Here is a 7,214-nt window from a genome sequence, read left to right on the forward strand (position 1 = left end):
CCTCCTGTGCGACGGAACGAGCGCGGAACGCGTCACGCGTCACGGGCAACGAGTCGGCGCGACGCGGTACCGGGCAGGCGCCGATCCTCGCACGGTAGTGCGGAGGTCGCGCAACCCCCTTCTCCGCGACGCGTCGACAAGTCGTCACCGGGTCACACCGCACCCGCGTCCGGTACCGGCAACGGCCGCTTCTCGATCGCCGCCGCCATCACCTCCGGGAACAGATCCGGTGTGCAGGCGAACGCCGGTGCTCCCAGCGCCGCGAGCGCGGCCGCGTGCTCCCGGTCGTAGGCCGGAGCCCCCTCGTCGGAGAGCGCCAGCAGCGTCACGAACTGCACCCCCGACGCCTTCATCGCCGACACCCGCTTAAGCATCTCGTTCCGGATGCCGCCCTCGTAGAGGTCACTGATCAGTACGACCACCGTCTCGGCGGGCCGGGTGATCTGCGACTGGCAGTACGCCAGCGCCCGGTTGATGTCCGTGCCGCCGCCCAGCTGCGTGCCGAACAGCACGTCGACCGGGTCGTCGAGCTGGTCCGTCAGGTCGACCACCGCCGTGTCGAAGACGACGAGTCGCGTGGAGATCGTCCGCATCGAGGCGAGCACCGCTCCGAAGACCGACGCGTACACGACCGATGCCGCCATGGATCCCGACTGATCGATACAGAGGATGACCTCCTTCTTGGTGGACTGGGTCGCCCGCCCGTACCCGATGAGCCGCTCCGGCACGATCGTCCGGTACTCGGGCAGGTAGTGCTTGAGGTTGGCCGCGATGGTGCGGTTCCAGTCGATGTCGTGGTGGCGCGGCCGGCTGACGCGGGCGCTGCGGTCGAGGGCGCCGGTGAGGGTGGCCCGGGTGCGGGTGGCGAGCCGCCTCTCCAGGTCCTGGACGACCTTGCGGACGACGGCCCGTGCGGTCTCCTTCGTCGTCTCGGGCATCGCCTTGTTGAGCGACAGCAGCGTGCCGACGAGGTGCACGTCGGCCTCCACCGCCTCCAGCATCTCCGGCTCCAGCAGCAGCGTCGCGAGGCCGAGCCGGTCGATGGCGTCGCGCTGCATGACCTGCACGACGGATGACGGGAAGTACGTCCGGATGTCGCCGAGCCAGCGCGCCACGGACGGCGCCGACGCCCCGAGCCCCGCAGAACGGTCCCTGCCGCCCTGCGGCTTGCCGTCCTTCCTGCCGTAGAGCGCGGTGAGCGCCCCGTCCATCGCGGCGTCCTTCCCGGACAGCGCGCATCCGGTGCCGTCCGCCGCGTCGCCCCCGAGCACCAGCCGCCATCTGCGCAGCCGCTCCTGTGCCGGGTCCGTCACCTCGGCCGTCATGCCCGTCCTCCTGTGCGAGCCCGTTCCCACAGGGGGATCACCGGCACGGTCGCCGAAGGCCGGCTCTCCGTGCGACGTCCGTCGCCGCCCGCCGGGTCCCCCGCTGTCGGCCGCGTCACCGGTCCGTTCACCGCGTCGGTCGTCATCCCGTCACCCCCATCAGGTCGTTCTCCGTGTTCTGCTCGTCGTTCTCCTGGTCCAGGCCGAGCAGCAGCCGCACCACCGGCAGCACGGCGTCCGCGCGCGCCGTGTCCAGGTCGGCCGCGAAACCGGGCGTGCCGGAGCCAGCCGTCAACGCGCCACCGTCGCCACCCGGCCCGCGCCGGACCAGTTCGCCGAGGGTCCGGCGCACCCCCGGTTCGTACGCCGAGAAGGTCCGCCGCAGCAGGGGCAGCACATCCGTGAACGCCTCCGCCGGCACCCCCGTCAGCCACGCGTCGACCAGCCCCAGCAGCCGCTCGTCGTGGACCAGCAGCATCCCGCCGCCGGAGCCCCCGCCGACGAAGCCCTCGATCCACGCGGCCGCGTCCGCCGGGGGCGTGCCCGGTGACAGGACGAGCCCCATGAGCCGCGCCGCCTCGTCCTGCGCCAGCTCCCCGTCGTCGAGCAGCAGCCGTACGGCCCGCCCCCGGATCACCCCCGGCACGGTGTCCCGCCCGGACAGCACCCGCAGCACCGACTGCCATCGGGCTCTCAGGTGGCCCTGTCCCACGGCCGGGGCGTCGCCCAGGAGCCCCACCGCCCCGTGCACCGCGTCCACATGGCGCCGCATCTCCTCGGCGGCGTCGGCGTCGAGCGCGGCGCAGGCCGGGGGCAGACCGACGAAGACCCGCTCGGCCAGGCCCGCGGCGACCTCTCCCAGCGCCCCGGTGTCCGTGCCGCGCACGTCGCCGTAGCGCAGCGAGCGGACCAGGGCCGGCAGTGCCTGGGCGAGATGGCCGACGTCCGAGTCGAGGGCCGCCCGGTCGGCCAGGATCCGCATGACCACCGGCAGGGCGTCGGGCAGCTCCGCCAGCAGGCAGCGCTCGGCGAGGCCCGTGACGTCCGCGAGACCCTCGGCCGCGACGGCGTCCGCCTCGGCCTTGGCGGTCGCGGCGGACAGGACGGTCGTCCCCCACACCCCCGCCTCGGCGACCCGCACGGACAGCTCGGGCTCCCAGCGCAGCCGCCAGGTCTCCCGGAAGGTGCCCGTGCTGCCCCGTGAGGCGGCCGGTTCGCCCCAGGCGACACCGAGCAGCCGCAGCCGGTGCAGCAGTCTGCTGCGGGCGGCGTCGTTCTCCTTGCGCAGGTCGAGCTCCAGCTCCCGCTCCTGCGCCTCCGGCTTCAGCCGCAGGCGGCGCTGGAGCCGGGCGAGGTCCCGCTGCAGCGGAACCGCCGGCGCCGACGACGGCACCTCCCCCAGGACGTCGCCCACCACCAGCCGGTCGTGCACCAGCGCCAGCGGTACGTCCGAGCCCTCGCACATCACCGCCCGCACCGCGTCGGTCGTCTCGCTCAGGCCCGGCAGCGGACGGCCGCGCATCGCGGCGAGCGTCTCGGCCAGCCGCACCGCCTCGATGACGTGCGCGGAGGAGACGATGCGGTCCTCGTCGCGCAGCAGCCCCGCCACCTTGGTCAGCCACCGCTCCACCGGCCGGTCGGGGGCGCTGAACAGGTGCCCGTACCAGCCCGGCGAGTCGATGCCGGCGCCGTACCCGCTGACGCGGGACAGCCTGCGGTGGGTCCAGGGCACCCAGGTCATGTCCGTCTTGACCTTGGGCAGGCTCTTCACCAGAGCCCGGTCCGCGGCCACGGTGGTCCTGTGCCGCAGCGCCGGCACGTGCCACGCCCCGCACACGACGGCCACGCCGTCCTCGAACTCCCGCTGTGCGGCGCGGATCTGGAGCCGCATGTACGCCTCGCGCACCAGGTCCCGGTCGTGGCCCCCGCTGCCGTAGGTCTCCCGCAGCGCCCCCATGGCCTCCTCGAGCGCGGTGAACGGCGCGAGCGCGTCGCCCTGCCCCGCGCCGCGGTGCTCGACGACGTCCTCCCACCAGCGCTCCGGGTCGTCGTACCCGGCGGCCTCGGCGAGCGCGCGGAGCGGGTCGATCCGCACGTCGTCGGACCCGGGGGCGCTGTCACCGGCGCCCTCGGCGCCGGATCCGTCCTCCCCTCCCTGCCGTTCGGGGTCACCGGCTCCCCCGGCACCGGGTCCCGCTTGCTCCGCTTGCTCTCCCTCCGGCTCGGCGTTCCCTCCCGCCTCGTCCTCCTGCCTTCCCCAGGCCAGCGTGTGCGTGGCCGGCAGGTCGATGAAGCGGGCCGGGACACCGTGCTCCAGGGCCCAGCGGATGGCGACCCACTCCGGGGAGAACTCGGCCAGCGGCCAGAACGCCGAGCGGCCGGGCTCGTCCACCACATGGGCCAGCAGGGCGACCGGCGGACGCATCTCCTCGTCCGCGGCGAGCGGGATGAGCGCGTCGGCCTCGGGCGGTCCCTCGATCAGCACGACCCGCGGCCCGGCCTCGTCCAGCGCCGCCCGTACGGCCCGGGCCGATCCCGGCCCGTGATGCCGCACCCCGAGCAGCACCGGCCCCGCCCCGGCCCGCCGGCCAGCGGCCCTTTCCACTCCTGTCACCTTCTTCCCTCCCGTCCCGTGTCCGCGCCCGCCGGACTCGGCCCCGCGTCCCGGCCCGGGCCCAGCCCCGTATCCCATCGCGGGCTCAGCCCCGTATCCCGGCCCGGGCTGAGCCCTGTGTCCCGGCCCGCATCCGGGCCCGCGTCCCGGCCCGGGTCCCGGCCCGCGTCCGGGCCCACCGGTGCCGTCCCCTCCTCGGCACCGGCCGCCGCCCCCTGTCCCCCGTCCCTCACACGCTCACCTCGCGGCAGGCCCGGTAGAAGTCCTTCCAGCCGTCGCGCTCGCGGACGACCGTCTCCAGGTACTCCTGCCAGATGACGCGGTCGGCCGCCGGGTCGCGGACCACGGCGCCGAGGATGCCCGCGGCGACGTCGCCGGGCCGCAGCACGCCGTCGCCGAAGTGGGCCGCCAGCGCGAGCCCGTTGGTGACGACGGAGATCGCCTCGGCCGTGGACAGCGTGCCGCTGGGCGACTTGAGCTTGGTCCGGCCGTCGGCCGTGACGCCGTCGCGCAGCTCGCGGAAGACCGTGACGACCCGGCGGATCTCGTCGAGCCCGTCGGGCGCGGCCGGCAGGTCGAGGGAGCGGCCGATCTGGTCGACCCGGCGCGAGACGATCTCGACCTCTGCCTCGGGGCTCTCCGGCAGCGGCAGCACCACCGTGTTGAAGCGGCGGCGCAGGGCGCTGGAGAGGTCGTTGACGCCGCGGTCGCGGTCGTTGGCCGTGGCGATCAGGTTGAAGCCGCGGACCGCCTGCACCTCCTGGCCCAGCTCCGGTATCGGCAGCGTCTTCTCCGACAGGATCGTGATGAGCGTGTCCTGCACGTCCGCCGGGATGCGGGTCAGTTCCTCGACACGGGCCGTCATGCCGTCGGCCATGGCCCGCATGACGGGACTGGGCACCAGGGCGTTCCGGCTGGGGCCGTGGGCGAGGAGCTGCGCGTAGTTCCAGCCGTAGCGGATGGCCTCCTCGGGGGTGCCGGCGGTGCCCTGCACCAGCAGCGTGGAGTCGCCGCTGACCGCGGCGGCCAGGTGCTCGGACACCCACGTCTTCGCGGTGCCGGGCACGCCGAGCAGGAGCAGGGCGCGGTCGGTGGCGAGGGTGGTGACGGCGACCTCGACGATGCGGCGCGGGCCGACGTACTTCGGTGTGATCACCGTGCCGTCCGGGAGGGTGCCGCCGAGCAGGTACGTGGCGACGGCCCAGGGCGACAGCTTCCAGCGGGCCGGGCGCGGGCGGTCGTCCTGCGCGGCCAGCGCGGCCAGTTCGTGCGCGAACGCGTCCTCGGCGTGCGGTCGCAACGCCTGGGTCGGTTCCGTCTCCCCCGCTTCGACGGACGTCGGCTCAACGGACACAGTCATGGCAAAGTCCCCCTCCGGATCGGCCGGTTCGTGATCTGGTGACCACGGTGCACCACACCACTGACAATCCGTTCTGACCTGCGGAAACACCGCGCCGGAGGTGTTCGCGGACCCGATTGTCAGTGGGGGGATCTACCTTCGGTGGCATGACTCAGCAGGGGGTGCGCTGGACTGCGGACCAGGTGCTGGCCTTGGCGCCTGACGCCGCGTCACGCAAAGCGGGAAGCAAACTCGGTGCGGCGGGGCCGTGGTCCGAGGCGGGCAGTTCCGACGAGGGGACGGTGTGGGGGCTGTGCAAGGGCAGCGGAAGCAAGCCGTATCAGACGGTCGTCGACATCGCGGACGCCGCCGGGCCCGCGTACAAGTGCAGTTGCCCGAGCCGCAAGTTCCCGTGCAAGCACGCGCTCGGACTGCTGCTGCTCTGGGCGGGTGGCGACGGCGCGGTGCCGCAGGGCCCGGTCCCGGAGTGGGCCGGGCAGTGGGCAGCGGGGCGGCGCCGGCGCGCGGAGGAGAAGAGGCCGGGGCAGAGCGGCGACGCGCCGTCCGGCTCGGCTGATCCGGAGGCGGCGCGGCGCCGGGCGGAGCGCCGCGCCGAGCGGGTCACGGCGGGCGCGGTGGAGCTGGAGCAGCGCCTGGCGGACCTGCTGCGCGGCGGCCTGGCGACGGCGGAGCAGTCCGGCTACGGCCTGTGGGAGGAGACGGCGGCCCGCATGGTCGACGCCCAGGCGCAGGGTCTGGCCGCCCGGGTGCGGGAGTTGGGAGCCATCCCGTCCACCGGGCCCGGCTGGCCGGTGCGGCTGCTGGAGGAGTGCGCGCTGCTGCATCTCCTCGGCCAGGGCTGGCTGCGCCGCGAGCGGCTCCCGGACGGCCTGGCCGCCACGGTCCGCTCCCGGATGGGCCTGCCGGCCTCCGCGGACGGCAAGCCGGTCCGGGACCGCTGGCTGGTCCTCGCCCAGTACGACACCTCCGACACGCGCCTGACCACCCGCCGCATCTGGCTCCACGGCACCGACTCGCACCGCACGGCGCTGCTGCTGTCCTACGGCGCCGCCGGCCGTGCCCCGGAGCTGGCTCTGCCGGTGGGGCTGGCCCTGGAGGCCGAGGTGTCGGCGTATCCGGGCGCCGGACAGCCGCGCGTGGCGCTCGGCGAGCAGTTCGCACCACCCGGGCCGACGGCGATCCGCCCTCCGGGGGTCACGGCCTCCCAGGCGGCCGCCCGTTACGGCGACGCCCTGCGGGACGACCCGTGGCTGGAGTCCGTCCCGGTGACACTGGGCCGGGTCGTCCCGACTCCGGACGGCGACTCCTGGCAGTTGGCGGACGCCGACGAGGACGCGGCGCTGCCGCTCACCCCCGCCGCTCGGTCCCGGCCCGGCCTGTGGCGGCTCGTCGCCCTGTCGGGCGGCGCCCCGGTCACGGTCTTCGGCGAGTGCGGGCACCAGGGCTTCACGCCGCTGACCGCCTGGCCCGAGGGCCCGGGTGACGCCGTGACCCTGTGCTGAACGGGCGACGGCCGCACCGCTCCCGCGGCACGGCCCGAACCCACCCTTCTCACCGCTCCGAGCATCTTTCAGGCATCACGGGACATCCGGTAAGGACGAGCCTTCGGCCGACTCCGGGCGCCCCGCGGAAAGGAAGCGCATGACAAGGACCTCCGCTCCTGTGGACGCGCCCGACACGGGCGCCTGGGAGAGGCTCGTCACCACGGCACTGCTGGGCACGGACCGCCGCACCCCGCCGGGCACCGTCCCCGGCCGGGACGCCCCGGTGGCCCTGCTGGACGCGGCGGCCCTGGAGACCGTACGGCGGCGGGCCGGTCTGCGCCCGGCGCGGGCGGCACAGCGTCCGCAGCCGGCCGCGCCGGACCCGCGGCCGCCCCTGCCCCCCGCGGCCGGGGGCAGCCAGGCCCTGCTGC

At 75.0% G+C, this 7,214-nt stretch carries 4 protein-coding genes and 1 pseudogene; 2 read left to right on the plus strand and 3 right to left on the minus strand.

From position 1 onward, the window contains the following. Positions 1–152: 152 nt before the first annotated feature. From ABZY20_RS06415 to ABZY20_RS06425, 3 genes are all read right to left on the minus strand, one after another. Complete coding sequence (locus ABZY20_RS06415) at positions 153–1,325, minus strand: VWA domain-containing protein (protein ID WP_356437362.1); 1,173 nt, start codon at positions 1,323–1,325, stop codon at positions 153–155. A gap of 142 nt (positions 1,326–1,467) precedes the next feature. Next, on the minus strand, positions 1,468–3,939 hold the full coding sequence (locus ABZY20_RS06420) for a DUF5682 family protein (RefSeq protein ID WP_356437365.1): 2,472 nt from the start codon (positions 3,937–3,939) through the stop codon (positions 1,468–1,470). A 229-nt stretch (positions 3,940–4,168) separates the two neighbouring features. Beyond that, entirely contained in the window at positions 4,169–5,299 is a 1,131-nt protein-coding gene (locus ABZY20_RS06425; RefSeq protein ID WP_356437368.1) for an AAA family ATPase, read from the minus strand. A gap of 146 nt (positions 5,300–5,445) precedes the next feature. Here ABZY20_RS06425 and ABZY20_RS06430 point away from each other — a divergent pair, with 146 nt between their 5' ends. Together ABZY20_RS06430 and ABZY20_RS06435 are read left to right on the plus strand one after the other, a co-directional pair. Continuing rightward, positions 5,446–6,801 (plus strand): SWIM zinc finger family protein, encoded by a 1,356-nt coding sequence (locus tag ABZY20_RS06430; protein ID WP_356437370.1) that lies wholly within the window; start codon positions 5,446–5,448, stop codon positions 6,799–6,801. A gap of 139 nt (positions 6,802–6,940) precedes the next feature. Next, positions 6,941–7,214 (plus strand): annotated as a pseudogene (locus ABZY20_RS06435) (hypothetical protein); the annotation flags it as partial.

Origin of the sequence: Streptomyces sp. NPDC006624 (assembly GCF_040611555.1) — a bacterium.
Lineage (GTDB): Bacteria > Actinomycetota > Actinomycetes > Streptomycetales > Streptomycetaceae > Streptomyces.